Raw genomic sequence first — 24321 nt, 5'->3', positions numbered from 1 at the left:
CCTTTCCATCCAGGAGCTGAAAGATGGCCAATCACTATCTGCAAACGGCGTTCGCCATTCCGCTGATGCCGCAGGAAGCAATCCTGCTCAAGGAATGCTTCGCCGTATCGACCCAACTGTCCAGCGACTTCGCCGAACTCCCGTCTAACGGGATGCAAGCGGTGAAGACCTATTACGCGTCGCTCAGCGAGGGATTCAGGAACACCTTTCCGAACAAACCGGAGGAGGAGGATCCTTTCGCGGACTTTCTCGATCTCTGGTCGGATCCGGGCTTTCCCGAGTTCGATGCCGATCTCATCATTCAAGGCGACCCGGAGGCCAAGACACAGTTCGCGTTCATCAGCGGCCATGAAGCCGACGTTCCGGCCCTCGCATCGCTGATCCAGAAAGTCTGCAAATCCGCGCTGCCGTTCGGCTTTCAATGGGCGGAGGTGGCCGACAAGGACATCGCTGACGGTTTCGGAGGCGGTTACTATGTCGTCACCGATACTGAGATATTCGGCGGCTCGACCCGGTGGCTCATGAAGGAGACGCTGCAAACATTGCGAGCTGGCGCGACATGAAGCCGCTGCTCAAGCAGCCGTGCAACGAATGCCCCTGGCGCCGCGATCATCCCGCCGGCTGGCTGGGCGGCTACCGGCCGGAGGATTTCACGCAGCAGATCCAGTTCGACGGGCCGCCGCTGCCTTGCCACAAGACCATTCCGGGCGATGGCAGCGATGCCCGCGCGATGTGCGCCGGCGCACTCATCTTCATGCGCAACAGCTGCAAAGGCGCGCATCACCCCGAATATGGCGACGCGCTCGATATGATCGAGCCGGATACTGAGACAGTATTCGCCTGGTCACAGGAGTTTATCGACCACCATAATAACCCGGCGCATTGGGTCGAGAACGTCCGGGCTCGGATGATGAAGCGCCCCTGAGACCGCCAATAGCTCTTCCATCCCCGACATAGCACCGGACACCTCGTGTGCCCCGTCTGGTCGCACCCGCGAAGGAGATTCCGATGAACGACGATCAATTCGACGCGCTGGTCGATGACGCTACCCATGCGGTCAACACCCTCATTCCCAACACTGTGCTGGACGGTCTGCGCGATAGCGAAAGGTCGGATCTGCTTTTCCAGATCAATGACGCGCTGACACCGATCCTGCGCGAAGCGATCGACAGGACCGATAGCGACAATCCGACCCGCGCCAGCACGATTGCTGCCCTAATCTGCGAGCTGCTGGAGACTCATGCCAAAAAGTGCGACGAGAGCGGCGATTGCAAGGATGACCGTCCGCCCCATGTAATTTCGGAAATCCATGGCACAAGCGCCAATATCGACAGCATCGCAAGCTGCGATATCCAGACGGGGACGCAGATCTACCTCGTGCTGGGCGATCGTTCCGCCTTCCGCATTACCGTGGAGGCGGTCTCCACATGATCGAGATGCACATGGGGCTTCGTGCCCTGAGGCAGATCGCGCTCGCTGCCGACCAGAGCGAACGCGACGTCGTCAGGACGGATGTATCCGATATCCTTGAGCGCGCCGGTTGGGAAAATTCGGCGCGCACCGTCATCGACAGCATCGGTTGCCCAGTCGTCTCCCACGATGCCGCCTCCGACGATCAGGAAGACCCGTCACAACAAGGCTGATCCCGCATCGGCCATGCCCGCCTACCGGGCAGCAAACCTTCCCCATCTCAACCTCATGGAGGATATCATGGCCCAACTGTCTCCCCTTCGCGAGCGTTTGGCGAGCGCGGAGCACGCATATGCCTGCGCGATTCAGCGCCGTAGCGCCACCGGCCGCAACCAGTATGTCATCCGCACCGGCAGCCCGATCCAGCCGTTCTGCGTGACGGAGACGCGCCCGGCGAAGGACGAAAATCTCGTACTGCACGTCGCCTGATACCAATCCCATCGTCGTGGAGGCGCCAATGAACCCTGCCGATCGATACCCGATCACGCCGGGCATGTGGATCAGGACCGAGGAGAACGAGAAGTTCTTCTTCCTGCGATATTCATCGACCGGCCATTGGGGTTTCTTTTCCGAGGAGCGTCATCACACCGTGCGGGAATACAAGCTCCCGCTCGCGGGCCTCAAACCTTGGCACAAGGAACGCTGCCCATGAAAACGCACGCGATGGCGAGCGGCCTTCGGGTCACTCTGAGCAAGACCGAGCTGCAAGCCTTGCTTGCGCTCGCGCGATATGGCGCCGAACAGATCGCGGCCGCACACCATTCTTATATCGTGCCAAAGCGGCAGGAAGCCCTGGCGGCCGACGTCATCAAGGGCCTCGAACAGGGGCTGTCGTCGGTCCGCTGGAAACAGGCGGAGGCCAAGGCAAGACGCGACGCACCGAAACGCGAGGCCGAGCGACGCGCAGCACGCGAGCATCATGCACAGATCGACGGCTATACGGTTTGGGGGATGTTGAGCGACTGGACCGATCTTTCGGACGATCCCGACCGGCACCAGTGGGCGGATCTATTGAATCCTCTAACCGAAGCGCGTGAGCAGGCAGAAATTCGCCATAATGTCTGGCGGATATTCATCAGCAAGGGCAGCGCCGCGGCGGACGATCTCATCGTCTATCCGGGTGATTGCACGCAGACCGCCGATCGTCAGGAAATCGAGGTGCTCGCCCGACGAATCATCGCGCAACATCGGGAATGACGGGATCGCGCTGGCAAGATATGCGCGCGCCCTCGGAGGTGACCACAGGATCGGCCATTGCGAAAGGGCCCGCAAGGAGGGGAGTAGGAGGGGCTGACGGTGAACTTCCCTGGGAGCTTGCTATGACCGCCAGCGATTTTGCCACATACCATCGCGTATCCACGCCACCCATATTCATCTCCGGATCGCTTTCCATCCGGCAGCTTCCGGCCTGCGTAATGAAGCGGCTCGGCGTCGTCATCGAAAAGGAGTTGCCCGTCGTGATTGGCGACGCATCTGGCGCGGATGCAGCGGTCCAGCGATTCCTCGCCGATTGCGGTGTGCGTCACGTCACGATCTTCTGCGGAGGTTCCGTCCCCCGGCACAATATCGGCATATGGCCGGTCCGGCAGATCCGAGCAGATGCTCCTGCGGGTACGCGCGCCTTCCACAGCGCGAAAGATCGGGAAATGTGTCGCCTCGCCGGTGTCGGGTTCGTCATATGGGACGGAACGAGCCAGGGCAGTCGCGCCAACATCCGGCGACTATGCGAGCGCGGGCGGTATGTCGTCGTCTATCTTCGCCCTGACGACTGTTTCGTGACCCTTGCCAGTGATGCGCAAAGGATGGCGTTTTTGGCCTCCGGCCGTCTCGGCTGACATCACTGCGGAATGGTGGTTGCACGCCTCGCTAGAACCCGCCCCCAGCCTCGAACTTCCATCACAAGGATGCCATCGATGACCGAATCCATTCGATTGTCCGCCGATGACGTCCGGCAGCTGCGAGACGTCGCCGAGCGTATCGCCCGCCGCCACAGTTCCGTCCGCCGCTTTGCGATCGAGATCGCCGAGCGCTTCAGCCTCACCACCGGCAACGCTGCCCTCAATATCCGTGCGATCAGCGCCGACCCGGATTGGGCGGACACCGATCTCAATCAGACGTTCCCCTGGTCGCGCATCCGCGAGCGCCATATACTTGCGAACGGAGGTGCGCTGTTCGACCTCTATATCTACGAACGGCCCGGCATCGGGGAAACCGGCGACCTTGTCTGCTGCGTCCAGGCCGAGTTAGATGGACAGGGCCTCATTGCCGTCCACGCGGATAGCACCAGGGATGTCTGGCGCCGGTCGGACCTGTAGACTGTCTTTCCGCCCATTCGATACGATGAGCGCGATCGCTCACAGCAACCACATCTTCGGGAATCCCGCCATGCGCCTGTCAGACGAGCTTGCCGCCAGACGCCGCCTCTATGCCATGCCGCTCGTCACCGCTCCGGCGGTGATGGTCATCGACATTCCGCCGCGTCTCGCGGGGCAGGGGCTCGCACTCGATCGCTATTATATCGTCATGATCGAGACCGATGAGGAGCTTGCCGCGTTCGAAGCGTTCCTCACCGTGGACCGGGACGGCCTGCGAGCACCCGATCTACTCGATCGCAAACCCAGTTGCCGCGAGGCGGGAGAGATAAGCTTCTTCGAATTCTCGCCCCCTGAGCCGGGCTGGCCATGGATCCTGCTTTGTCACTGGCCGCGGCACTTTGCGCGGATGTTCGGCACCGACCCCGATGCTCTCGCGCGCCGGGCCTATTCGATGGAGGCGTTCGACGATCGGGAAGGCCTGGAAGCGGCGCTGAAGGCGCATATTGCCGCGTTCGGCGAACTGGCGGACGTCAAGGTCATCCAGCCGCTGGCCGGCACGGCGGGCCGGGCGTGATCAGGCTGCCTGACTTGCCCCTATTCTGGATGAGCAACTGACCGCAGCGAACAGTCCTGGGCCGCAGGAGGGGAGGAAAGAGGTGATGGGCGAGGGAGCCATAGTGGATCCTCCGATCTCCATAAGGAAACAGCCCATGCCCACCCATCAGCTATCCGGTTTCACGACGGAAGCAACCGCCGACATCATCTCTCGGCCGTCCGCCGATCTTGTCGCGCTGTCCAGCAACGAACTGATGGTTGCGCGCAAGCTTGCCTATAATCCCGAAAACGACGCGCTTGGCGAAGGTGATTTCTGGGCCGAATATATGGAAAGCGAGGACGACTGCATGGCCGCGCGCCAGGTCGTTCCGTTCGACACATTCACGCTTTCCGTCTGGCATACCCTTGCCGCCGACATGTTCGAGGAACGATCCGATGAACGCGATGCATCCCAGATCGACCGGCTGATCGAAAGGCGCGGCCTGTTTCCTCATGATCCCGCCAATCGTCCTTGGCGTATCGCGCTTCCCGCAATCGAACTCCAAATCGCGCTTGAAAAGGATATCAAAGCAGGTTCGTGTCGGACTGCCGATGCCCGGATACGGGTCGATGCCCTCGATCAATTGTCCGGCATGGAGCCCGACTTCTATACGGATAGGGAAGCCATATCGACCGCAGGCTGGGACGCTCTTTCGGTCACCATCTTCGAACAGACCTGCACTGCGCCGACGGGCGTGCGCTTCGGGAACATCTTCGATCGACCCGACCTGACGACCGGAACGCCGCTCGCGCACGCCCGCGCCCAACTCTTCGAACTCCAGACGGCGCTCGCTTCCGCCACACGGAGCCGACGGCAGGATCCTGCGTTCAAAATCTATGTGCGGGGCATGATGGACGAGCTGCTCGCGATGCCTCCGCTGCTGGAGGCGATCCATAATGACCACAGCGGCGCATTCCGCGTCGTGGCCGCCTTTCTCGACGATCATCATCCCGAATGGTCCGAGGGGCTCTCGAAGAACCAGGCATTCAGTCCCTTGCTGCCCCTGCCTGTCGACTGGAATGGCCACGTCGATATCGTTGGCCTGGTGCAGGACTCGCGCGCCCGCATGTCCGCCGAAACGGTGGGTGTCGCGCCGCAGTTCTTCGGACTCTATGCCGGACGCCGCGATGGCAGTTCCGTCTGGCTCGGGGCGGCGGCCTGCGAAGCCGATGCTCATGCGCTGGTGACCCGGTTGGGCTAACCCGGCCCCATATCGATCCGCTCATTGGCGCGGCAGACTGGTGCAACAACAGGGCGGCAACATGGCGCCCTTCGCGTTCTCCACAGGGGGAAAGGGGGTGGTTGGTGGATGAGTTTCATCTGGGAGTTCACCAACCATGTCCAGCAGCCAGCGAACCACGAACACCCCCGAAATCATCGTAACCGACAGCATCACCTGTCCCAACTGCGGCGCAGCCGAGTGCTATGATGATCCCACGAGCCCTACAGGCAAGCGGTTCAACATCAACGCCTATAAGGTCGGCGACAAGCACGGTTACTGGTGGAGCCGTTGCAACCTTTGCAATAGCTGGTTCTAGAAGGGCAGGAGGATTTCCGGCTCCCGCAAGCGTAACCGTCTTTCGTCTCACCGACCCTTCGCTTGAGAAGCGTGACGTCGCGGAGGCCAGCATGAACATAGAGATCATCGTCGGCCTCCCGCATCTCAATCGTGGCCCGCTTCTCCAGCGCGCGATCGAGATGCGCTATCCGGTCCTCATTTCAGCGAACGCGCTGTCGCGATGGGATCGCCGCGAGGGCTATGCGCGCTGGGCGGGCTGGAACCTGCGTTCGCTGGCCAATGCCTCGCGCCTGGTGTCGATCGACCTCGACTCCGCCGGCTTTGTCGTCGCTCATCGCTACCGCGGGCTGCCCTGGACGGCCGATGACTATATCGAACTGGCCGCAAGCTACCCATTTCGGCGCTTCGCGAGCCTCGACCTGTGCACCGAAGAGGAAATTGCCCGCGACCGCGACGAAGTCCTCGACCGTATCTCGCGCACCATCGCGCTCAATCATGCCTGTCATGCAAGAGCCGCCGATCGCGGAATCGATGCCCGGTTCATGCCCGTCATCCAGGGACGGCATCCCGACGACTATCTGCGATGCCTCGACGGCATTGCCGGTATCCTTCGGCCAGGCATGGTTGTCGGTATCGGCTCCATGTGCCGCCGCACGGTGTCCGGTCCTGATGGGCTTCTCGCGGTGCTAAGCCGGCTCGACCGGGACGCAGACCCTGCGCTCCGCTTCCACCTTTTCGGTGTGAAGGGAACAGCCCTCCATTATTTGCGGCCGCTTGCGCATCGCATCGCCAGCCTCGATTCCTGCGCCTATTCTCTGGCCGCGCGGATCGAGGCGTGGCGCGAAGGCTTTTCGAAGACCGACGAGTTCGTTGCCGGTCATATGGAGCGATGGCAACGCCGGCAGCAGGCCCGGCTCGACGGGGGCGACGCCGCATTCCAGCATCATCTGCCGCTCACGAAACCTGCGCTTTCGGCCGGAAACGCATGGGACAGAGCACTCGATCTCGCCCGGGCGGAAATCCGCACTTTGATCGAACAAGGGGAGATCGCGCACGAGCAAATCACCGAAGGGTGGGTCGCGCAGTGGGCGGCTGAAACCTATAGCGCCACGTAGTAACGCAGGTCCTGGTGAATTTAGCCTCGGTCGCTGACCTATGCGGTGTGCGAAGAACTCACCGGCCTATAAGGTCGAGGACGCCACGCAGGGTCTTGCCCATCGATCGAATCATCTCCTCGCCCGCCTCACCTCGTCATCCCGACAGAAGTTCCAATACTCGTCCATATCTGCGAGCGTTAGCTTCTTCGGCTGCATCTTGGCCCAGGCATCCGCCATAAAGAGCATGAAGCTCATTGCGCCGTCATCAGAAACGGCATGCGGCTGATACACGATAGGCAGGTTCATCACGAGCATCCCTGTCGGAGCACTTTGTTTCTTTTTCAAAGCGGCGATAGGCGACCGCCCGTTTTTCACAGGTCCGAGACGCTCCGATTACGCCTGTCGCTGCGAATTCACAAGATTGACCGCCAGATTGGCGTGAACGACGCGCGGTTGCAACCACCGATCACCGTCGCCGCACGGCCTGGCTGTGCCGATGGGGGCAATTGCGGCCTTCAAGCCCGCAAAAAGGAGGTATCCGTGACCCAGTGTCCCGAATCCAATTCGGCCGAGCGTCATTGCTATGGCGTGATTCTCCATCATCGCGCCGAATGGTGGCTTGTCGAATTTCCCGAGCGCGATCCGGACCCTATCAAGGCATGGGCCCTGACCGGCCAGCTTACGCCGGCGATGGCGGATTGGTTTCGTGCCGATACGGGCAATAACGCCGCCAAGGCAGAGGTCCCCGCGTTGAACCCGGACAGTCGCTGCTGGTCTGGTGAATTCTCGATCCGTCCGTCGCCGGATAGCGCCGATCGCTTCGACATCGATGCGCATCCCTGGGGCTCCGAAGCGGGCGAATTGGAGACGCGGCTTGCCCGCGCCATGATCGAAAGCACACTCTTCCCTATCCCGCCCGGCTTCCTTTCAGTCTTCACAGGCCTTCCGGACGACGATCGACCCGTTCTTGCCATCCGCCTCAGCGGCTATATCTGCTCGACGTTCGAAGTGCTCACCGCCCGTTACATGCCGGTCTATCGGCCTCGATCGCCCTGGCGGGACATATCGGGCGAGGCCGTCAGCGACAGCGGCAGTGACATTCTCGGATGGGCACCCGCCCGCGACTGGATCAGGCCGGCATGACACACATGGCCTACCGATGCCGGATCGAGCTTGCGCCGATACCGCTGGATCATTATATCTGACTAACTAGTCAGATGGAGAATTTTCATGACTACCTCCAAACGCGCCGGTGACGGCCCCGCACGCAAAGGTGGTTCCAGGCTTCCACCAGCGGCGCGCGGATGGAAGCTCGAAGACGCCAAGGCGCGGTTCAGCGAGGTGGTTCGCCTGGCCCGCAGCGAAGGGCCGCAACGCGTCACGGTGCGCGGCAAGGATGCCGTCGTTATCATCAGCGCCGACGAACTCGAAAGATTGCTGCCGCCTGAACGCAAGAAGCCGCTTGTCGCCTTTCTCGAAGGACTGCACCTCGAAGGCGTCGATCTGACGCGCGAACGCGATAGCGGACGGGACATCGTCTTGTGATCGGCTGGCTTCTCGACACCAATGTGATTGCCGCCCTCATAAATCCCAACGGCGCGCCGAGCGTGAAGACATGGGCGTCGGAGCAGCCCGAAGAAGCGCTGTTCCTCAGCATCCTGACGCTCGGCGAATATGACAAGGGAATCCACGCCATACCCGCGAACCATCCCGAGCGGCCCCGCTATATCGGGGCTCGCGATGCGCTCGAAGCGCGTTTCAAAGGTCGCATTCTGTCCGTTGATGACGCGATTATCCGGCGATGGGGAGCAATCTCCGGCGACGTCAAGCTAGGGACGGGCCATGCGCCGGGCGTTGTCGACACAATGCTGGCGGCCACCGCGATTGAGCACCAGCTTTATCTCGTGACTCGCAACGTCAAGGATGTGCGTCACAGCGGCGCAGCCATATTCAATCCGTGGGAGGATGATCCCACAACTCTGGCGCTATCCTGACCAGTTCGGGAATGAGATCCTTCCTCAGGCCCCTTCGAGCAATCGCTCCCGCGCCAGATCCAGCGCGTGCGAAAGCCGTATCGCCACCACCTGGTCCTTAGGGTCGACGAGGCATTCGAGTGCCGCCTCCATGTGCTTGATGGCGTTTTCCAGCCCTGGCTCTTCGTCTGTCATCTGTGCTTCTCCGTCCCGTCGCGCTCAGTCGGCGGGCACCCCCCCGGAGGAGGATGCCGGCCCCTGAGCCGGACGGTAGAAAGACGCGAACAATAGAACGCGTGCCTGATCTTTAGCCGGAGCCTGGACATAATCAGGCAATCCGGCCGCAAGGCATGCGCCGACTCTATTGTTCGGAGTTTCTACTCTCCGGCCCACCACCGGCGGACCCGCCCCTCTAACCCAATCGGGCAGCAACTGCCAATCGGTTCCGTGCGAAATTACCGGATGCCGCAGGTGGGGACGGGATATTCAGCGTGTCGATAGACGCGCCGCTTCGACCGGCCGATACATATCCGCGCGATCACGCATTACGCTGGTAAGCCAGGCGAGATGGCTGGCCGCGTCCGCCAACGGCAACGTGGCTACCGCGTCGAACAGGCTGCGTTGATAGGGTGGACCGCTATCGAGGATATCCACCAGCTTTTCCCGCGCCGGGCTATGGGGATCGGTGATCTCGGCATTGGCTTCGCGAGCCGCCTCCAGAAAGGCCTCAGCCAGTTCTTGCGTGGCATAGTAGCCGCTGTCGAGACCTTCCCCGAGCGCGAGGGCGGCGATCTGGCTGCGCACATCCGCGATATCGGGGTCGTTGACTGCATCGATCAGCGACAGGTTGAAATCGAAGGTGGCGAGATAGTCCGCGATCATGGGAAAGTCCTTTCATCCATGAATAGAACATAGGTCGAACATGTTTACAATCGGAATGATGCCCGCAATAGGATCGCGATCATGAGTTTCGCTTCCGCATGGGCCGCCCCGATCGGCCGGCACCCCGCGCCGTGACCATGGCGGCCGCGCCTCTGCGCCTCCGTGGACAGCTGCGCCGATCCGAGCGCGGTTTCCTCCTCGAGATGGAGGATGGCCACGTCTGGCGTCTCAATGGCGCGCAGGATTTCCCGCCGCTGGTGGACGCCACTGTCATCGTCGAGGCACGCAAGGCCAGCAGCAGCCTCCTCGACGTTCTCTGGCTCGGGCCAGCGTAGCAACCCCAAAGGCACGCTCCGATCTCTCCTCGGGCATCGCGTTTGGGGAACCGTCGCCGCGGGCCTCGGCGAGGACGCCTCGGCCCGCAATCAGCGTCGCACGCAGTCTGTCATCACATTCTGCGCCGCCTCGCAGGGTCTCGGCGTGCCAGGGCTGGTCGGGGCAAGCAAGGGCTGCCTCCGGCCAAGAAAACCTAGGAGTAGAAGGGGCCTGCCGACGTTGTCGCTTGGGGTAAGCGGTCGGCAGGCCCCTTCTACTCCAAGCTTTTCTAAAGGCCGCAGCGCGACGTCCCTTGCTTGCCCCGACCAGCCCTGACCCTTGAGCCCCGGCGACGGCGGCTCCGAATGCGATGACAGACGGCCACCGTCGCGTCCTCCGCTGATCAGGAAGGAATGGCTTCGCCATACTTTTCTTTGTTCGGGACGCTGCCGCGTCCGTTTTATTGGCTCTGGCTCACCAAATGCGATGAAATACTGTCAAGAAAACAATGACATATACTCAAAAAGGGGGAGGGGGTATAAGTATAGGTGCTGATGGGGATTGGCCCCGGATGCATCGTTTGGAGTAAAGGCTATGAATATCGGTGAGTTTAACCTGAACAAGGGCCGCATCATCGGGTGGATTGCCACCCGCGCAATCGACCTGCCCAAGCTGGCCTTGCGCCCGGTGGAAAGCGAAAACGAACTGGCCCCGGCTTATGAAATCATCGCGCCCAATGTCGGGGGCCGTGTCGTTCAGGTCGGCGCGCTTTGGGAAGCCGTCGCCAAGAAAACCGGCGAGGTTTTCCTGCAAGGCCATGTTGATGACCCGTCGATGCCCGAAGCCCTGCCCATCGCGCTTTTCGGCTCGGTGGAGGAAGGCTATCGGGTGGCATGGCGCAGGCCGGAGCGCGACGATTTCGGTCCCGCCATTCGCGCCACCCGCGACAATGCGCCTTCCGGCAACCGTGGCGACGACTACGGTTTCGGTGACAGCACCGCCGATGAAAGCGGCGGACTGTCCAGCCAAGGAGCCGCCGCCGATCTGGACGATGAAGTTGCGCTCTAGGGGCTAGGCCGAGACGGGCCGGGGGAGCGTTGCACCGCTTCCCCGGACCCTAACCGATCATCCTGCCATCAGGAGTCAGACCCATGACGAAGAAGTCAGCTAAGAAAACCGTTAGCACATTTGCGGACCTGCCGGAACTTATCGCGGAGGAAACCGCAAACCCTGCCTTTGAAGCATCCTTTGGCGATCCGCTGCCGCTGTCCATCATCGAACCCGGCGACGAACCGGGCGAACACACCATGCCCGAACCGTTCACCGCGCAGAAGGTATGCGGCGAACTTATCACGTCGCTTTACTGCCTCTTGACCGACACGCGGCTTGACCCGCTCGCCCCGCAAATCGCTTGGGGTATCGTCAACAGCTTCCATTTCGTTGCCGGAACGGTGGAGCGCCAAGAGGATAGGCTTGCCGACAAAATCCGCGACATGACGCGGCGCATGGAACCGGGCGAGGTATTCAACAAAGACCTTGAGGATACCCAGTTGCAATGCCGCTCGCTGGCCGAACAGCGCGCAGCCATCGAGACATTGCGCGACTATGCCGCCGCCATGTATCGCGCTTGTTGGCGTCGCGCATGGGCACCGACCAAGGGCAGCAAGGCGTCATCTGTCACCACCGCAAGCTATATCAATGCGCTGGATTTCTTGCAGGAGCGCGCCCTTGCCAAGCGCGAGAAGCACCAGCCGCAAGGCCCCGTCGTCATCTTTTCCGGCCCAGCCGTATGGGAGGAATGGCAACCGCTTTGGGCGAAGCTAAGCGAGATCAAGGCCCGTGTTCCGCATATGACGCTTGTTACCACCGGGCAACGGAAAGGGGCGGACGCCATCGCGGCGGCATGGGCAGCGCGGGAAGGCGTCCCCGTTGTCGCCTATGGCCTCTATGGTGGCGGGCGCAAGGCTCCCTATCAGCGCAACCGCAAGATGGGCGAGCTTGAGCCGGTGGAAGCCGTCCTTTGCGAAGGGTCCGGCATCCAAGCCAATCTCTATCAGACCATGCGGAAACAAGGCGTTCCCATCCATGCTTTCCGCAAGCCCAAGGATGCCCCCGCATCCCGCAAGCCGCAGAACGGCGAGGGGGACACGTTCAGGCAAGCACGGCGCAGCGCCTGAAACCAAACGGCGCGGCGCTTCCCCCAGCGCCGCGCTACCCATCACACGAGACCCGCCAAGGCTGGCGCGCATCCCCGCGCGCTGGCCTTTTGTCGTGCCCCCGGCCGCCGCCGCGCCTGACGGCGCGGCGGCGGGAAGAACCAAAAGGGGAAGGGCCGACAGGTTCACGCCCCCACCGAAGGGCCGAGCGCCCCACCGTCATCCCCCTTTGCGGGCCTTGGCGCGGCTGGCGCTTTCCCCGAATGGGAAGCATCGGAGGCACCCGACGCCCCCTTGAGCGCAGCCAGCGCGGCAGCGCCGCCCAACCGCAACACATGGCCCAGCACGTCCCGGAACTCGCGTTCCGTCAATTGCTCGACCGGCAGCGCCGTCACCATTGCCGCATAGCGATCGCGTAGCCGCTTGCGTAGCGCAGCCTTCTCGACCGCAATCCTCTTCTCGCGATCTTCCAGATCAGCGAGCCTATCGCGTTCAGACATTTTAGGCATGACCAGTTTCCTTCTCAGGCTGGCCCGCTCGTCACGCGATCCTTGTCGCACAGGCGCACCCGCGCCACAAGCGACCCCACCGCATAGCGCGACCTATCTCCCCACATCGACCACCACCGCAATGGGTGCGCCCGGCAGCGGTAGGGATGACGCAGCAACTCCGTTGCTGCGGGCAAGCGACGCACGCGCTTCGCGGTTTGTAATGCACCGTACGCACGGGTGCTGTGGCCTGAAACTGCCCTATAATCAATGGTTTCCGTTGGCAGACGCGTCAGCCAGATTTCACGTTATTTGGCTGACGCGTCTGCCGCCTCAGTACTATTGCCCGAAAAAGCCCCGCAATTCCGCCGTTTCCGGCTGGCAGACACGTCCGCCACGCTGATTTTATTGTGATCGTCGCTTGTCTGCGCTATAGTTGCTGTGCGTCGTGACCTCCTTGTCGAAGCTCCAGTCGGAGCATCACCTTGGCAAGGGTCACAATCCGGATCGACGATGCCCTTTACGAGCGGCTGCAGCGCCGTGCCCGTAAAGTCGGCGTCAGCGTCGCCGAACTCCTCCGCCCCGCGATCGACCAGACCGCCGATCCCCGCGGCGGCTACGTCTACACGACGCAGGACGAAATCCTCTCCTGCGTCCTGCAGACGCTCTCTATCCTCGCGGCATCGGTGCGACGCCGGTCGCCCGAGACGCTCGAACAGGGCATGGCCGACGCCAGGGCGCTGCTCCTCGAAAAGGGGCTGCTCTCACCGGACGAACAGCCATGACCCGGCGCGCGGATCCCCACCTCGCGGACACATGCCCGGCCTCGCGTTCCCCCTCGGCGGGCTTCCCGTCCGGCCGCGCGATTGCCTGCGATTATTCCCTGCCGGTCAGGGCCATCCCAAATCCGGGGGCATGCCGTAGCGCACCGCCAGCCGTTCGGGGGAGGGGCCGGCCATGAGCATCTTCCGCAACGACACGTTGGGGAGCTGGACGCGGGGCGGGCAGGCGATCGTCCACAATGTCCGCATGACCACCCAGGTCTTTTTCCAGACCGTGCTGGCCGGGCTGATCCTCTGGTTGATGGGGACCTGCTGGTATGCGTTCGAAAAGTCGACCGACTATCAGCGCTTCGTCCTCGCCAAGCTGGTGGAGGCGACCATCAAGGCGGATGCGGCGCCGGGGACCAATGACCCGGTGCTGTTCCGCACCCCCGACGGGCGCCAATACTGGACCTCGGCCGACACCCTCGCCGACTCCGGTGTCGCGAAGCAGGCGCTCCACAAACTCGAAAAGGACCTCATCCACGGGGCGGCCATTGCCGGTGTGGTCGCCCTCTTCGGACTGGTCAGTGCCTGGTTCTATTTTACCAGAACTGGGAAGGGGCTCGGCTCCAACGAATATCTGCGCGGCGCCCGCTTCGGGACGGCCTCGGAAGTGCGGCGCGCGCTCCGGGGGCAGAAGAAGGGGGCGCTCACAATCGGCGGCGTCGCCGTGCCGGAAGCCTTCGAGCCCGAACATATCCTGCTGGTCGGCGCTCCAGGAACGGGCAAGACCAACCTCATCACCACCATGCTCGAAGGCATCCGCAAGCAGGGTAAGCGGGCGATCGTCTATGACACGGCCGGGAGCTTCGTTGAGAAATTCTATCGCCCCGGCAGGGACATCCTGCTCAACCCGCTCGACAAGCGCACCGACATCTGGAGTCCCTGGGTCGATGTTCCGCGGGAGTATCATTACGACCAGATCGCGGAATCTACGATCCCCGACAAACATGGCGATCCGTTCTGGAGCAAGGCCGCGCGCGGCACGCTGGTCGCCGTCCTGCGCAAGCTCGCGCGGCAGAAGCACACGCTCATCTCGGTCCTGCTTGATCGGGTGCTGCGTTCCCCGCTCGCCGATCTTGCCGCCTATGTGAAGGGCACCGATGCCGCCGCTTTCATCTCCGCCGAGGGAGAGCGCACCTCGGCCGGCGTCCAGGCCGAGCTTGCCTCGGTCATGCGCAGCTTCGCCTATCTCGACGATACCGAGGACGGCTTCTCGATCCGGCGTTGGGTCGAGGACGAGAAGGACGACAGCTGGCTGTTCGTCACCGTCAAGGCCGACCAGCTTCCTTCGCTGCGCCCCCTGATCACGGTCTGGCTCGACATCGCGATCAGCGCGATCATGAGCCTCACGCCCGACCGCGACCGGCGGCTCTATTGCGTCATTGACGAATTGCCGACGCTCCAGAAGCTCCCCAGCCTATCCGACTTCCTCGCCCGTGCGCGCAAATATGGCGGCTGCGGCATATTGGGGTTCCAGTCCTATCCCCAGCTGACCGCGACCTACGGCAAGGAGGATGCGGCGGCCATCACCGGCTACTGCTCGACCTGGGTCGCGCTCCGGGCGAACGATAGCGACACCTCGGAACTTATCTCCAAAAACCTTGGCCGGGTCGAGCAGGTCGAAGCCAACGAGGGGATGAGCTACGGCGTCAATGACATGCGCGACGGGGTGAACCTCAGTCGCATGCAGGTGACCCGCCCGCTGGTTCTGGACACCGAGGTCACCCATCTGCCGAACCTTTCGGGTTTCCTCCGTTTCGGGCGCAATCTCCCCGTCGTCCGTTTCACCGATCGCTTCAATCCGCTGCCTTCGATCGCGGCCGCGTTCGTTGAACGCACCGAGCCCCCCAAAAGGCTGCCGCTCGGCAAGGCCATCATCTCCCAGGCGTGGGCAGAGCGCCGCGCGCGCCAGGCGCGGGAGGAGGCCGCGAGGCGAGGGCAGGGTCCGGGACATCCGGACACGCCGCCGTCTCCCGGAACGGGGCAAGGCGATCTTTTTACCGGCGAGGCCAATCCCCCGCCGGCGCGGGAGCCGACCCAGGAGCCGCCCAGCCTGCCGGATCCCCAGGACGCCGTGCCGCAGGATGAGGTGTTCGGACCCACCGACCACAGCGATTCCGGCATGACGGACGAGGGAGCGCCGATCGACGATCATCCCGACGAGGAGAACAGGGTTGCCACCCCCATCCCCTTGTTGGGGGCGACGCGCGGCACGATCCGTGTGCGGCTCGACAGCCATGGCCGTTCCGAAGGCCCGCGTGAGAAGGCGAAGCCGGCATGATCCATCCTCGCCGCCTCAAGGGGACACCCGCCAATATCGGCCGCTACTATACAATCGGCGACTATTATACCAAGGGCGGCAACGAACCCTCCGAATGGGGCGGCAAGCTCGCCGCCAGCCTCGGCCTGTCCGGGCCTGTCGACCCCAAGCAGTTCGAGGAACTGCTCGCCGGCAAGGTCGGCGACCAGCAGCTCGGTCGCCGGCGCAAGGAAGGCATCCAGCATCATCCCGGCTGGGATTTCACGATCAGCGCGCCCAAGTCGATCTCGATCCTGGCGCTGGTCACGGGCGACGAGCGCATCCTTGCCGCGCACGAGCGGGCGGTCGGGGTTGCGCTTGCCTATGCCGAGGAACATGCCGAGCTGCGCCGCCGGGTGGACGGCGAGATCGTCCACGAGACGACGGGCCGGCTGCTGTTCGCGCGTTTCACCGAATATGCCAGCCGCGAGCACGACCCGCAGCTCCATACCCATGTCGTCATTCTCAACATGACCAACCATCTCAATGGCGACCGCATGTCGAGTCTCGAGACGCGCTCGATGTATGCCGAGCAGCTCGTCATGGGTCAGATCTATCGCAACGAGATTGCCCGCGACGTGCGCGCGCTGGGGCATGAGATCGTGTTCGATCCGCGTAAGGGGCTGTTCGAGGTCGAAGGCATGCCCGGCCAGCTTATCCGTGACTATTCGCAGCGCGCCGAGCAGATCAACGAGCATGCCGCGGAGCACGGGCTTGAGGGACAGGCCCAGCGCCGGATCTCCTTCTTCGCGACCCGAAAGGCCAAGGAGACGATCGGCCTCGATGACCTGCGCGAGCAATGGCGCGTGCGTGCTGAACCCTATCGTGAAGATCTCGACAGGCTCCAGGCCGCGGCGCAGGAGCGGGGTGAACGAACCATCGAGACCGATCCGCGCGTTGCCCGCCGCGCCGCTCTGTTCGGCATCCGCCAGAATGAAACGCGCGAGGCGGTCAACAATATAGGCCGTCTCTATCGCACCGCGCTCGCATCGCATGTCGGTGAGGTCCGCCTGGGCGACGTGCGGCCGCTCTACGATGCGCAGGAGAACAAGGGCAAGCTGCTGGTCACGGTGCGCCAGACCGGCGACCAGCCGCTTCCGCGCGGCCGGACATCGCGCCGGACCGCCAAACTCGAACTCGCCCTGTCCGAGCATCTGTCGCTGGCCATGGGCGATGCGAAGCCGGTTGCCACCCGTGAACGGCTGGAAGAGGCTGCGACGGCCGCCAGGCTGAAGCCCGAACAGACCGCGGCGCTGATCGCCATCGGCAGCGGCACAAACCGGGCGGTCGGCGTGCATGGTGTCGGCGGCGCAGGCAAATCCACCCTGGTCGCCGCGTTGGTCGATGCGACCCGCGACGACTATACCACCGTGGCGCTCGCACCGACCTCTTCGGCGGCGGCGGAACTCGGGCACAAGGCGGGCATCGAATCCCGCACGCTCGCCTCGCTGCTCGCGAGCGGCGGTTATGGCATTACCGACAGGCATATTCTCGCGCTCGACGAGGCGGGCCAGCTCGGCAACCGCCAGGCGCTGCGCGTGCTGGAGATCAGCCGCGCGACCGGCGCGCGTCTCATATTCCTCGGCGACAATAAGCAGACGGGCGCGATCGAGCAGGGCAAGGCCTATTGGCTGCTCCAGCAACTCGGGCTGCCGACTAGCCAGCTCAAGGAGTCGCGGCGCCACCTGACCGACGCGACGCAGGAGGCCGCGGACATGGCGCGCAAGGGCGACTATGCCGCGTCGCTCGCCGCGCTGGATCGCGTGACCACCGGCGACACCGCGGAGAACCTCGCCAAGGCGATGGTCGCCGATTGGACCCGGCTCAAACCGGAGATACGGGGCGAAACCAATATCCTCGTCCTCGACAACGCGACCCGTCTGATCGTCAACAGCCATATCCGCGAAGTCCTGAAACGCGAGGGCACCGTCGCGGCCGAAGACCATCGGCTCGAAGTGCTGACCCCGTCCGGCCTGACCGACCAGGAAAAGCAGATGGCGCGCTTCTACAGCGCGGGCCAGGTGCTCAAGTTCACGCGCGACAATCCCAGGCTGGGGATCGCACGCGACGCCGACTATCGCGTCGTCGGGGTCGGCCGGAACAATCATGGCCGCCAGGTCGTGCGCCTGGTCGACGAGCATGGCCGCCAGATCGAATGGCGTCCGGGCCTCGGCAAGGCGGCGCATGTCAATGTGTTCCTGCCTGAGAAGCGCGACCTTGCCCAGGGCGACCGCATCCAGTGGCGGCTGGTCAACAAGGAACTCGAGGTCAAGAATGCCGAACGCGGCACCGTTCTGGCGCTCGAGGGCAATATCGCGACGATCAGATGGGACCGCGGCGAGCGCGTCCAGCAGGTCGATCTCTCGGTCCACCGGACCTGGGATCATGGGTATTCGGAAACCGTCTATTCGTCGCAGTCCAAGACCTATGACCGCGTCTATGCGCTGGCGCCTGTGGAATCCGGCCTCGTCAACGGTCAGAACTATTACACCGCCATCACTCGCGCCGCCTATGGCGTGAAGCTCTGGACCGAGAGCCAGCAACGTCTCGCGGAAAAGCTCGCCTCGCGATCGGGCGAGAAGACCTCGTCGCTCGAAGGGCTCGGCCGGATCAGGGCCGACAGCCACAAGATGCGGGGACTTCGCCACAAGGACCGGCACGACCGCTCCCGCGAGGAGAATGCCCGCGAGCGCGCCGCCCGTAATGCCGAGCGGGAGCAGCGCGAGCGGAAACGGCAGGGCCGCTCCGAACCCCGCCCGAACAGTCTTGCCGAGATCCTCGCCGGCCGCGCGCAGGAGGCTGCCTCGCTGGTCGACCGCTTCCTGCGCGGCACGATCGAACGGGACCGTCAGCACGCGCCGGCGGAGCCCGATCGCGCGGGTACGCGCGAGCCTGTCCACCAACCAGAACCCCAATCCCAACCTCAGCCGCAGCACGATCATGGCGATCGTGGCGGCGGGCATGACCGATAGGAGAAGATGATGGAACTTTTGCTGATGGCGATCGCCTGCGCCGCCCTCGTTGCCCTGCTATACCGCCATTATCGCGTTCCGATCCGTCATCGCTGGCGACGCCGACAGGCTCGAACGATGTGCGAGCAGCTGCGCGGACCGGATCGCGATCAGCCCGCCGTCTTGCACTATGCCCGGCTGCGCGCGATGGATCCGCTGGCGTTCGAGGAATTACTGCTCGAAGCCTTCGAGCAGCGCGGGCACCGCGTCATCCGTAATCGCCGCTATACCGGGGACGGCGGCGTCGACGGGGAGGTCATCATCGATGGCCGGCGCTGGCTGATCCAGGCGAAGCGGTATCGCGATGCGATCAAGCCTGAACATGTGCGTGAGTTCGCCATGCTTTGCGCTGCGCGGCGGCGGCGCGGCATGTTCATCCACACCGGTCGCACCGGCGGGATGAGCCGCACGATCTGTTCGAGCGCCGATGGCATCGAAATCGTCTCCGGGCAGCGATTGCTTGCGCTGCTGACCGGCGCTCCGTTCGAGCCGGATGGTCTGCCGTCTCGCGATCTTCTTCGACGTGGCCCCTCCGATTTTCGTGATCGGATAGTGCAATGAGGGCGTGTCGATCAATGATTTTCCAGGCCTCGGTAGCGGGAAGGGCGCTCACCAGTATAGCGATCCTGTCCGTCATACTGACGCCGGCTCCTGTGCTGGCGAAGCAAGCTGCACCTGGTGAGGTCGCCGAAATCGCCCGTTGCATCCGCGTCGCCGCGCGGGGGCGTGCCTGGCTTGAAAAGACGCTTTGGGGCTTGCGGACACAGGAGGCTGGCTGGCTGGGCGCGGAGATCGCGAATACCAACGGCACCCACGATCTCGGGCCGCTTCAGATCAACAGTAGCTGGGTGCCGAAAATGTCCCGACTGCTCGAACGACCCCAGGAGCAGATCCGTCATTGGCTGCGCTACGATCCCTGTTTTAATGTCGAGGCGGCACGCTGGATATTCCTGTCCGGGCTGGAAGCGACCGGAGACTATTGGAAAGCGGTTGGCGTCTATCATAGCCCAACCGAGGCGAGGCAGGTCGCCTATGCGAAGAAGGTCGCAAGCCACATGCGTCGGCGGTTTGGCCCGGACGTGTTTGCGGCAAGCCGCGGGAACCTGGTGAGGTAGTTTTGGGCGATGAATACAAGCGGTTGAATAGCTTTCAACGCTGGACTCCAAGGCTGGGCAGGCAGCCCGTTCGCTGCATCTGCCCTCCGAGGTCATCCCTTTTCAGCGAACACTGGGATCGTACCTAAGATCGTGCGCTGGCCACCTGCGCTTTGCAGCTTCCGCCCCAATTCAGCGATGCGTCGTTCGCCGTCCTCTTACGTCAGTGTACTCCTTCGATGGGGCTGGCGGACTTGCACAGCTTGGCAGGCTTGGTGGACGGCCTGCGATCTGCTGATCGGTGAAACTGACGACAGGCAGGCAATGGCGCGATAGGGTGAGTATTACGCCCGCGCCCGCAGTTCGTCGATCATGCATTTGTGTTGCCCATAACCTGCTCTCGATCTTGGGCCATCCGGCCGGAGCTGATCCGGTCAATCTGATGATCGAGCCGAAGTCCATCGATACACTCAGGAGCCTTACGTAGTGACGTTGCCAGTCGGCGCGGTGATGGTGACCACAAAAGAGGTGGCTGGGTGAAACCTTGAGGCGGCCTCTGGCACCTTACGCAAGCTGGAGATGAGCTATGTCCAAGCCGATGATTTTGTGGTTCGAAGACATCGGTATCGCTGATGTGCAGGCCGTAGGCGGCAAGAACGCGTCTTTAGGCGAGATGACCGCGGCCCTCGCTCAGAAGGGCGTGAAGGTGCCCTCTGGCTTTGCCACCACTGCGGACGCTTACAGGGCGTTCATTCACGACAATGAGCTTGCACCCCGCATTACGGAACATCTCTCCGCCTTCCACTCCGGCGGATGCACCCTTCAGGAAGCGGGGCAGGCTATAAGGAGTCTGTTTCTGGAAGCGGAAATGCCCTCCCATATCGCCGAGGAGATTGTGTCCGCTTATGCGGAACTTGGCCGGCGTACCGGCACAGAGCGTCCCGCCGTTGCCGTGCGCAGCAGCGCGACCGCCGAAGATCTGCCGGATGCGAGCTTCGCGGGCCAGCAGGAAACCTTCCTCAATGTCCGGGGCCGGGCCGCACTTCTGGCGGCCTGTCGTCGATGCTTCGCCTCGCTGTTCACCGATCGCGCGATCAGTTACCGCGATGCGAAAGGCTTCGATCATCTCGAGGTTGCGCTGTCGATCGGCATTCAGCAGATGGTCCGCTCGGACCTGTGCGGATCGGGCGTCATGTTCTCGATCGATACCGAAACTGGCTTTCCAAATGCTATCGTCATCAGCGCCGCCTGGGGGCTGGGCGAGACCGTCGTCCAGGGGAGCGTAAACCCGGACAGATATGTCGTATTCAAACCGCTTCTCGCGCAGCCGGGGACCGAACCGATCATCGACAAGGAGTTGGGCGGTAAGGCGTTCCGCATGGTCTATGGGGAAGGCGGAAGCCACCGTACGAGGATCGTCGAGACAACCGAGCAGGAGCGTCAGAGCTTCGTTCTCGATAACAGCGATATCGTCCAGCTCGCGCGGTGGGCCGTGGCAATCGAGGACCATTACCAGCGTCCCATGGACATGGAATGGGCGAAGGACGGCGAGACTGGTGAACTCTACATCGTCCAGGCGCGTCCCGAAACGGTTCAGGCCCAGGCCAGCACTTCGACATTCCGGCATTACCGCCTCAAGGAGAAAGGCGACCCGCTATTGACGGGCGCGGCGGTGGGAACAGCCATCGCTGCTGGCAAGGCTTGTGTCATCCGGACCGCCGCCGACATCGCCCAGTTCCGGGACGGGTCTATTCTCATCACTGAGACGACTGACCCCGATTGGGTTCCGGTCATGAAACGCGCGGCGGGGATCGTGACCAATCATGGCGGCACCACCAGCCACGCTGCCATCGTCAGCCGCGAACTCGGTGTTCCCGCAATCGTCGGCACCGGAAACGCGACCGAGATCATTGCCGAGAACAGCGAGATCACGATCAGCTGCGCTGACGGTGACGTCGGAACAATCTACGCCAGCATACTCGATTTTTCCGTGACGGACGTGGATATCGGCTCCCTGCCGGCCACCCGGACGGACATCATGGTCAATATCGCGAACCCGGCGGCGGCATTCCAGTGGTGGCGGCTTCCTGCCCGAGGGGTCGGCCTTGCGCGCATGGAGTTCATCATCAACGCGCATATCAAGGTGCATCCGATGGCACTGGTTCACCCGGATCGCGTGAGCGCTGAAGCTCAACGGCAAATACGCGATCTGACCAAGGGGTATTCCGACCCATCGGAGTTTTTTGTCGATGTCCTCGCGCGCGGCATCGCGAAGCTTGCAAGTCCCTATTACCCGCACCCCGCCATCGTGCGCCTGAGCGATTTCAAAACGAACGAATATGCGCACCTTGTGGGCGGCGACGCCTTCGAGCCGGATGAGGAGAATCCGATGCTCGGCTTCCGCGGCGCCTCGCGCTATTACGATGAACGGTATCGCGAAGGCTTCGCTCTCGAATGCCGCGCGCTCAAGCGGGTCCGGGAGGAACTGGGCTTCTCGAACGTCATCGTCATGGTCCCCTTCTGCCGCACGCCGGCCGAGGCGGATCGCGTGCTCGAAGCGATGGCCGAGAACGGTTTGCGCCGCGGGGAGAATGGGCTGCAAATCTACATGATGTGCGAGATACCCTCGAACGTCATTCTCGCCGAGCAGTTCGCTACGCGCTTCGACGGATTTTCCATCGGCTCCAACGACCTCACCCAGCTTGTGTTGGGTGTCGACCGCGATTCCGGGATTCTGGCCAATCTCTTCGATGAAAGAGACGAAGCCGTCACCCGCATGATCTCGGAAGCCATTCGCAAGGCGCACGCGGCGGGCATCAAGATCGGCATATGCGGCCAGGGGCCGAGCAACCATCCGGACTTTGCGGCGTTCCTGATTTCGGAGGGTATCGATTCCATGTCGCTCAATCCCGACAGCTTCGTGCGAACGATCAAGGCCGTCGCGGAGGCGGAGGGACAATCGGGCTGAGCGCCGGGTGAAATGACACTGATGCGAGGTACAGGAAATTGCGTCTACCGGTGCTGATCCGCCTGGGTTCACCCGCATATTGTCGCGCAATCGCGAGCTCGGGAAGGTTACCCGAGAACGTCGTCTGAGTCCGGCGGCATTCGTAAAAGCCCTAATGGCCCCATCCTGGAACCGCCGATAGCCTTTGAGTGCTGGCTGGAATCGGGGAACAGGGTCCGGCCAGATGACGTTGATAGCAACAGTCGGAATGAGCGCCGCCGGTAGCGGGGAGACGGACGGCAACAGGAGGTTTTCCTATGTCTGCCGTATCTGCCTTTCCATCCTTCTCCCAGCCCCGAATGTCCGCGAAGACATCCGGCGTCGTCGCGTGCATCGATTGCACCGATCGCAACGCGTGGATCTATCCACACGCTCTTGCTCTGGCTTCAACGCTCGACGTTCCGGTAACGCTGCTTCAGGTCTTGGACAGAGACGCGTCGCCCGACGCACGGCCTGACCCCATCGAGTGCAATCTTCGTCGCCGCGAGGCCATGCGGGTGCTCGATCGTTGTGCTGCGACGATCGAACCGTCCTCATCTCAAACGACCATTGAGCTCGCAGAAGGACCGGCGGCGGAGGAAATCTGCCGGTACGTGCGGGAGTGTGACGAAGGGATGGTCGTGCTGGGCAGGCGCGGACGAAAGGAAGCCGGCCGCGACGGCGTCGGGGGCACAGTCCACAAGGTGCTGTCCCAGGCACCAGGCCCTGTCCTGCTTGTTCCGGTGGAAGCGCCCGTCCCGGGTTCGGCCTATCGACGGATCGTGGTGCCGCTCGATGGCTCGCGCTGGGCCGAAAGCGTGCTGCCCCTTGCGGTGCGCCTCGCGAAGGCAGCCGACGCTGAGCTGCTGCTCGTTCATGTCGTCCCCACGCCCGAAATGATCCAGGCGCGACCCCTGGAAACCGAAGACGAGACGCTGCGCGAAAACCTGATCGAACGCAACGAGCAGGCCGCGCGCAGCTATCTGGATCGGACCAGGTCCAATCTTTCGGCGATGGGCCTTCGCGCTCGCGCGATTGTCATCCGTGGCGGCGACGTTCGCGACACGCTTTGCGCGTTGATCGATCGCGAAGCGGCTGATCTCGCGGTGATGTCCGCACGCGGGCACGGGCATCAGCATGTCAGGGACGTCCCGTACGGAACGGTTGCCTCCTATCTGATGGCCCATTGCAGTGTCCCGATGCTCGTCCTGCCTTCGGCGAGTCGCAAGGCGCAAATGACTTCGCCTGCCGCCAGCCAGAGCGTGAGATTGCCAACGGCCATTCAGGTCTGATT

At 62.9% G+C, this 24321-nt stretch carries 30 protein-coding genes; 25 read left to right on the top strand and 5 right to left on the bottom strand.

The window, feature by feature from the left end; all coding sequences use genetic code 11:
- Window positions 1–23 precede the first annotated feature (23 nt).
- From ATN00_RS15375 to ATN00_RS15315, 13 genes are all read left to right on the top strand, one after another.
- Complete coding sequence (locus tag ATN00_RS15375) at window positions 24–563, top strand: hypothetical protein (RefSeq protein WP_021244092.1); 540 nt, start codon at window positions 24–26, stop codon at window positions 561–563.
- On the top strand, window positions 560–925 hold the full coding sequence (locus ATN00_RS15370; RefSeq protein WP_021244093.1) for a DUF6283 family protein: 366 nt from the start codon (window positions 560–562) through the stop codon (window positions 923–925). Before ATN00_RS15375 ends, ATN00_RS15370 begins: the two co-directional genes overlap by 4 nt.
- 83 nt (window positions 926–1008) lie before the next feature.
- Complete coding sequence (locus ATN00_RS15365; protein WP_021244094.1) at window positions 1009–1431, top strand: hypothetical protein; 423 nt, start codon at window positions 1009–1011, stop codon at window positions 1429–1431.
- Window positions 1428–1643 (top strand): hypothetical protein, encoded by a 216-nt coding sequence (locus tag ATN00_RS15360; protein WP_021244095.1) that lies wholly within the window; start codon window positions 1428–1430, stop codon window positions 1641–1643. Before ATN00_RS15365 ends, ATN00_RS15360 begins: the two co-directional genes overlap by 4 nt.
- Window positions 1644–1710: 67 nt before the next feature.
- A complete protein-coding gene (locus ATN00_RS15355; RefSeq protein ID WP_031290719.1) occupies window positions 1711–1899 on the top strand; it encodes a hypothetical protein in 189 nt (62 codons plus the stop codon).
- A gap of 28 nt (window positions 1900–1927) precedes the next feature.
- Entirely contained in the window at window positions 1928–2122 is a 195-nt protein-coding gene (locus ATN00_RS15350; RefSeq protein ID WP_062066102.1) for a hypothetical protein, read from the top strand.
- A complete protein-coding gene (locus tag ATN00_RS15345) occupies window positions 2119–2667 on the top strand; it encodes a hypothetical protein (RefSeq protein WP_021244098.1) in 549 nt (182 codons plus the stop codon). The genes ATN00_RS15350 and ATN00_RS15345 overlap by 4 nt, the downstream gene beginning before the upstream one ends.
- A 122-nt stretch (window positions 2668–2789) precedes the next feature.
- Window positions 2790–3305 (top strand): hypothetical protein, encoded by a 516-nt coding sequence (locus ATN00_RS15340; RefSeq protein WP_021244099.1) that lies wholly within the window; start codon window positions 2790–2792, stop codon window positions 3303–3305.
- A 78-nt stretch (window positions 3306–3383) separates the two neighbouring features.
- On the top strand, window positions 3384–3785 hold the full coding sequence (locus ATN00_RS15335; protein WP_021244100.1) for a hypothetical protein: 402 nt from the start codon (window positions 3384–3386) through the stop codon (window positions 3783–3785).
- A gap of 25 nt (window positions 3786–3810) precedes the next feature.
- The gene (locus ATN00_RS15330) at window positions 3811–4359 is read left to right on the top strand and encodes a hypothetical protein (protein WP_021244101.1); all 549 of its coding nucleotides are present in this window, start codon (window positions 3811–3813) and stop codon (window positions 4357–4359) included.
- Between the two features lie 136 nt (window positions 4360–4495).
- Entirely contained in the window at window positions 4496–5581 is a 1086-nt protein-coding gene (locus ATN00_RS15325; RefSeq protein WP_021244102.1) for a hypothetical protein, read from the top strand.
- A gap of 136 nt (window positions 5582–5717) precedes the next feature.
- The gene (locus ATN00_RS15320) at window positions 5718–5918 is read left to right on the top strand and encodes a hypothetical protein (RefSeq protein WP_021244103.1); all 201 of its coding nucleotides are present in this window, start codon (window positions 5718–5720) and stop codon (window positions 5916–5918) included.
- 91 nt (window positions 5919–6009) lie between these two features.
- Complete coding sequence (locus ATN00_RS15315) at window positions 6010–7014, top strand: deazapurine DNA modification protein DpdA family protein (protein ID WP_013846873.1); 1005 nt, start codon at window positions 6010–6012, stop codon at window positions 7012–7014.
- 111 nt (window positions 7015–7125) lie between these two features.
- Here ATN00_RS15315 and ATN00_RS15310 read toward each other — a convergent pair whose 3' ends face one another.
- On the bottom strand, window positions 7126–7302 hold the full coding sequence (locus ATN00_RS15310) for a hypothetical protein (RefSeq protein WP_013846872.1): 177 nt from the start codon (window positions 7300–7302) through the stop codon (window positions 7126–7128).
- Between the two features lie 234 nt (window positions 7303–7536).
- Between ATN00_RS15310 and ATN00_RS15305 the strand changes: the two genes are divergently transcribed.
- The 3 genes from ATN00_RS15305 to ATN00_RS15295 all read left to right on the top strand — a co-directional run bounded on the left by ATN00_RS15305 (window position 7537) and on the right by ATN00_RS15295 (window position 8990).
- The gene (locus ATN00_RS15305; RefSeq protein WP_062066100.1) at window positions 7537–8139 is read left to right on the top strand and encodes a hypothetical protein; all 603 of its coding nucleotides are present in this window, start codon (window positions 7537–7539) and stop codon (window positions 8137–8139) included.
- 87 nt (window positions 8140–8226) lie between these two features.
- Entirely contained in the window at window positions 8227–8541 is a 315-nt protein-coding gene (locus ATN00_RS22975; protein ID WP_021244107.1) for a type II toxin-antitoxin system Phd/YefM family antitoxin, read from the top strand.
- Window positions 8538–8990, top strand: coding sequence for a type II toxin-antitoxin system VapC family toxin (locus tag ATN00_RS15295; RefSeq protein WP_021244108.1), 453 nt, complete (start codon window positions 8538–8540; stop codon window positions 8988–8990). Before ATN00_RS22975 ends, ATN00_RS15295 begins: the two co-directional genes overlap by 4 nt.
- A gap of 24 nt (window positions 8991–9014) precedes the next feature.
- Here the strand turns inward: ATN00_RS15295 and ATN00_RS23735 are convergent, their stop codons facing one another.
- The 3 genes from ATN00_RS23735 to ATN00_RS24430 form a co-directional block, all read right to left on the bottom strand.
- Window positions 9015–9164 carry a hypothetical protein gene (locus ATN00_RS23735; protein WP_021244109.1) on the bottom strand — a complete coding sequence of 50 codons (150 nt, stop codon included), beginning with the start codon at window positions 9162–9164 and terminating at the stop codon, window positions 9015–9017.
- Window positions 9165–9455: 291 nt separating this feature from the next.
- The gene (locus ATN00_RS15290; protein WP_021244110.1) at window positions 9456–9851 is read right to left on the bottom strand and encodes a hypothetical protein; all 396 of its coding nucleotides are present in this window, start codon (window positions 9849–9851) and stop codon (window positions 9456–9458) included.
- A gap of 44 nt (window positions 9852–9895) precedes the next feature.
- Window positions 9896–10201 carry a hypothetical protein gene (locus ATN00_RS24430; RefSeq protein WP_145980662.1) on the bottom strand — a complete coding sequence of 102 codons (306 nt, stop codon included), beginning with the start codon at window positions 10199–10201 and terminating at the stop codon, window positions 9896–9898.
- A gap of 559 nt (window positions 10202–10760) precedes the next feature.
- Between ATN00_RS24430 and ATN00_RS15280 the strand changes: the two genes are divergently transcribed.
- Together ATN00_RS15280 and ATN00_RS15275 are read left to right on the top strand one after the other, a co-directional pair.
- Window positions 10761–11234: a DUF736 domain-containing protein gene (locus tag ATN00_RS15280; protein ID WP_062066097.1), complete on the top strand. Its 474-nt coding sequence runs from the start codon at window positions 10761–10763 to the stop codon at window positions 11232–11234.
- An 83-nt stretch (window positions 11235–11317) separates the two neighbouring features.
- Window positions 11318–12343: an SLOG family protein gene (locus ATN00_RS15275; RefSeq protein ID WP_062066095.1), complete on the top strand. Its 1026-nt coding sequence runs from the start codon at window positions 11318–11320 to the stop codon at window positions 12341–12343.
- Window positions 12344–12507: 164 nt separating this feature from the next.
- Here the strand turns inward: ATN00_RS15275 and ATN00_RS15270 are convergent, their stop codons facing one another.
- Entirely contained in the window at window positions 12508–12831 is a 324-nt protein-coding gene (locus tag ATN00_RS15270; RefSeq protein WP_013846863.1) for a hypothetical protein, read from the bottom strand.
- Between the two features lie 464 nt (window positions 12832–13295).
- Between ATN00_RS15270 and ATN00_RS15265 the strand changes: the two genes are divergently transcribed.
- The 7 genes from ATN00_RS15265 to ATN00_RS22970 all read left to right on the top strand — a co-directional run bounded on the left by ATN00_RS15265 (window position 13296) and on the right by ATN00_RS22970 (window position 24319).
- Window positions 13296–13595 carry a ribbon-helix-helix domain-containing protein gene (locus ATN00_RS15265; protein ID WP_013846862.1) on the top strand — a complete coding sequence of 100 codons (300 nt, stop codon included), beginning with the start codon at window positions 13296–13298 and terminating at the stop codon, window positions 13593–13595.
- Between the two features lie 172 nt (window positions 13596–13767).
- Window positions 13768–15918, top strand: a complete 2151-nt coding sequence (locus ATN00_RS15260) for a type IV secretion system DNA-binding domain-containing protein (RefSeq protein WP_013846861.1) — start codon at window positions 13768–13770, stop codon at window positions 15916–15918.
- A complete protein-coding gene (gene mobF, locus ATN00_RS15255) occupies window positions 15915–18908 on the top strand; it encodes a MobF family relaxase (RefSeq protein ID WP_013846860.1) in 2994 nt (997 codons plus the stop codon). Before ATN00_RS15260 ends, mobF begins: the two co-directional genes overlap by 4 nt.
- A gap of 6 nt (window positions 18909–18914) precedes the next feature.
- A complete protein-coding gene (locus ATN00_RS15250) occupies window positions 18915–19508 on the top strand; it encodes a restriction endonuclease (RefSeq protein ID WP_231746298.1) in 594 nt (197 codons plus the stop codon).
- A gap of 14 nt (window positions 19509–19522) precedes the next feature.
- Window positions 19523–20062, top strand: a complete 540-nt coding sequence (locus ATN00_RS15245) for a lytic transglycosylase domain-containing protein (protein WP_013846858.1) — start codon at window positions 19523–19525, stop codon at window positions 20060–20062.
- A 565-nt stretch (window positions 20063–20627) separates the two neighbouring features.
- The gene (gene ppsA / locus ATN00_RS15240; RefSeq protein ID WP_030090317.1) at window positions 20628–23009 is read left to right on the top strand and encodes a phosphoenolpyruvate synthase; all 2382 of its coding nucleotides are present in this window, start codon (window positions 20628–20630) and stop codon (window positions 23007–23009) included.
- Between the two features lie 296 nt (window positions 23010–23305).
- On the top strand, window positions 23306–24319 hold the full coding sequence (locus ATN00_RS22970; protein WP_013846856.1) for a universal stress protein: 1014 nt from the start codon (window positions 23306–23308) through the stop codon (window positions 24317–24319).
- Window positions 24320–24321 lie beyond the last annotated feature (2 nt).

Source organism: Sphingobium baderi (assembly GCF_001456115.1).
Taxonomy (GTDB): domain Bacteria; phylum Pseudomonadota; class Alphaproteobacteria; order Sphingomonadales; family Sphingomonadaceae; genus Sphingobium; species Sphingobium baderi_A.
The sequence above is the reverse complement of the archived record's forward strand: the minus strand, read 5'-3'. Positions and strand labels throughout refer to the sequence as shown.

Excerpts from the sequence above, each read along its gene's own strand:
- ATN00_RS15250 (WP_231746298.1), top strand. The coding sequence starts at position 18,915 with ATGATGGAACTTTTGCTGATGGCGATCGCCTGCGCCGCCCTCGTTGCC.
- ATN00_RS15350 (WP_062066102.1), top strand. The coding sequence starts at position 1,928 with ATGAACCCTGCCGATCGATACCCGATCACGCCGGGCATGTGGATCAGG.
- ATN00_RS15365 (WP_021244094.1), top strand. The coding sequence starts at position 1,009 with ATGAACGACGATCAATTCGACGCGCTGGTCGATGACGCTACCCATGCG.
- ATN00_RS15340 (WP_021244099.1), top strand. The coding sequence starts at position 2,790 with ATGACCGCCAGCGATTTTGCCACATACCATCGCGTATCCACGCCACCC.
- ATN00_RS15345 (WP_021244098.1), top strand. The coding sequence starts at position 2,119 with ATGAAAACGCACGCGATGGCGAGCGGCCTTCGGGTCACTCTGAGCAAG.
- ATN00_RS15275 (WP_062066095.1), top strand. The coding sequence starts at position 11,318 with ATGACGAAGAAGTCAGCTAAGAAAACCGTTAGCACATTTGCGGACCTG.
- ppsA (WP_030090317.1), top strand. The coding sequence starts at position 20,628 with ATGTCCAAGCCGATGATTTTGTGGTTCGAAGACATCGGTATCGCTGAT.
- ATN00_RS15290 (WP_021244110.1), bottom strand. The coding sequence starts at position 9,851 with ATGATCGCGGACTATCTCGCCACCTTCGATTTCAACCTGTCGCTGATC.
- ATN00_RS15280 (WP_062066097.1), top strand. The coding sequence starts at position 10,761 with ATGAATATCGGTGAGTTTAACCTGAACAAGGGCCGCATCATCGGGTGG.
- ATN00_RS15245 (WP_013846858.1), top strand. The coding sequence starts at position 19,523 with ATGATTTTCCAGGCCTCGGTAGCGGGAAGGGCGCTCACCAGTATAGCG.
- ATN00_RS15310 (WP_013846872.1), bottom strand. The coding sequence starts at position 7,302 with ATGAACCTGCCTATCGTGTATCAGCCGCATGCCGTTTCTGATGACGGC.
- ATN00_RS15360 (WP_021244095.1), top strand. The coding sequence starts at position 1,428 with ATGATCGAGATGCACATGGGGCTTCGTGCCCTGAGGCAGATCGCGCTC.
- ATN00_RS15270 (WP_013846863.1), bottom strand. The coding sequence starts at position 12,831 with ATGCCTAAAATGTCTGAACGCGATAGGCTCGCTGATCTGGAAGATCGC.
- ATN00_RS15330 (WP_021244101.1), top strand. The coding sequence starts at position 3,811 with ATGAGCGCGATCGCTCACAGCAACCACATCTTCGGGAATCCCGCCATG.
- ATN00_RS22970 (WP_013846856.1), top strand. The coding sequence starts at position 23,306 with ATGTCTGCCGTATCTGCCTTTCCATCCTTCTCCCAGCCCCGAATGTCC.
- ATN00_RS15370 (WP_021244093.1), top strand. The coding sequence starts at position 560 with ATGAAGCCGCTGCTCAAGCAGCCGTGCAACGAATGCCCCTGGCGCCGC.
- ATN00_RS15320 (WP_021244103.1), top strand. The coding sequence starts at position 5,718 with ATGTCCAGCAGCCAGCGAACCACGAACACCCCCGAAATCATCGTAACC.
- ATN00_RS15325 (WP_021244102.1), top strand. The coding sequence starts at position 4,496 with ATGCCCACCCATCAGCTATCCGGTTTCACGACGGAAGCAACCGCCGAC.
- ATN00_RS15375 (WP_021244092.1), top strand. The coding sequence starts at position 24 with ATGGCCAATCACTATCTGCAAACGGCGTTCGCCATTCCGCTGATGCCG.
- ATN00_RS15335 (WP_021244100.1), top strand. The coding sequence starts at position 3,384 with ATGACCGAATCCATTCGATTGTCCGCCGATGACGTCCGGCAGCTGCGA.
- ATN00_RS15315 (WP_013846873.1), top strand. The coding sequence starts at position 6,010 with ATGAACATAGAGATCATCGTCGGCCTCCCGCATCTCAATCGTGGCCCG.
- mobF (WP_013846860.1), top strand. The coding sequence starts at position 15,915 with ATGATCCATCCTCGCCGCCTCAAGGGGACACCCGCCAATATCGGCCGC.
- ATN00_RS22975 (WP_021244107.1), top strand. The coding sequence starts at position 8,227 with ATGACTACCTCCAAACGCGCCGGTGACGGCCCCGCACGCAAAGGTGGT.
- ATN00_RS15260 (WP_013846861.1), top strand. The coding sequence starts at position 13,768 with ATGAGCATCTTCCGCAACGACACGTTGGGGAGCTGGACGCGGGGCGGG.
- ATN00_RS15355 (WP_031290719.1), top strand. The coding sequence starts at position 1,711 with ATGGCCCAACTGTCTCCCCTTCGCGAGCGTTTGGCGAGCGCGGAGCAC.
- ATN00_RS23735 (WP_021244109.1), bottom strand. The coding sequence starts at position 9,164 with ATGACAGACGAAGAGCCAGGGCTGGAAAACGCCATCAAGCACATGGAG.